Below are 814 nucleotides of genomic sequence, written 5' to 3'. Positions count from 1 at the left end.
GCGCCGCCGGCGGCGGTCTATTACGCCTCGAGCGACCGACGAGGCGAGCATCCCCAGAAGCATCTGGCCGCCTTCGCCGGTATCCTGCAAGCCGATTGCTACAACGGCTTCGAGCCGCTGTTCGACCCGCAGAGGAAGGTGCTGCCAATTACGCCGGCGTTTTGCTTTGCCCATGCGCGGCGGGGCTTCTTCGAGCTGGCTGACATCGAGAAAAATGCTCGGGAAGGTAAGAAGGGCAAACCGGTCTCTCCGATCGCGCTGGAGGCGGTCAGACGCCTCGATGCGTTGTTCGAGATCGAGCGCGCCATCAACGGCCGCGGCGCCGACGAGCGGCGCGCCGTGCGCCAGGAAAAGAGCAAGCCGCTTCTCGAGGACATGCACGTCTGGTTGCTGCGTGAGCGCGAAAACCTCTCGCGCTCTTCCGAGGTCCTGAAACCGATCAACTACATGCTCAGGCGCTGGGACGACTTCGCCCGCTTCCTCGACGATGGCAGGATCTGCTTGACCAACAATTGTGCTGAGCGCGCATTGAGAGGCATCGCATTGGGAAGGCGCAACTGGACCTTCGCCGGCAGCCAGCGTGGCGCCGACCGTGCCGCCATCATGCTGACGATGATCACGACCTGTCGCCTCAACGACGTCGATCCCAAGGCCTGGCTCGCCGACGTCCTCGCCCGTATCGCCGATCTTCCCGCTTCGCACCTGCACGAACTGCTGCCCTGGGAATGGAAGCTCCTGCGCCGAGCCGACAAGCCCGCCGATCAGCAGGCTGCCTGACCTTCTCGCAACGCCATCATAGAGCTCGCCGTGCCCG

The 814-nt window shown here is 64.1% G+C and carries 1 protein-coding gene; it reads left to right on the top strand.

The genetic code is table 11. The features are described 5' to 3' along the window. Positions 1–777: IS66 family transposase (locus IVA82_RS32630; RefSeq protein WP_247386712.1), on the top strand; the 777-nt coding region annotated here is incomplete at its 5' end. Positions 778–814 lie beyond the last annotated feature (37 nt).

The sequence above is a fragment of the Bradyrhizobium sp. 142 genome, assembly GCF_023074015.1.
In the GTDB taxonomy this organism is placed as follows: domain Bacteria; phylum Pseudomonadota; class Alphaproteobacteria; order Rhizobiales; family Xanthobacteraceae; genus Bradyrhizobium.
This window is presented reverse-complemented; position numbering and strand designations above follow the sequence as displayed.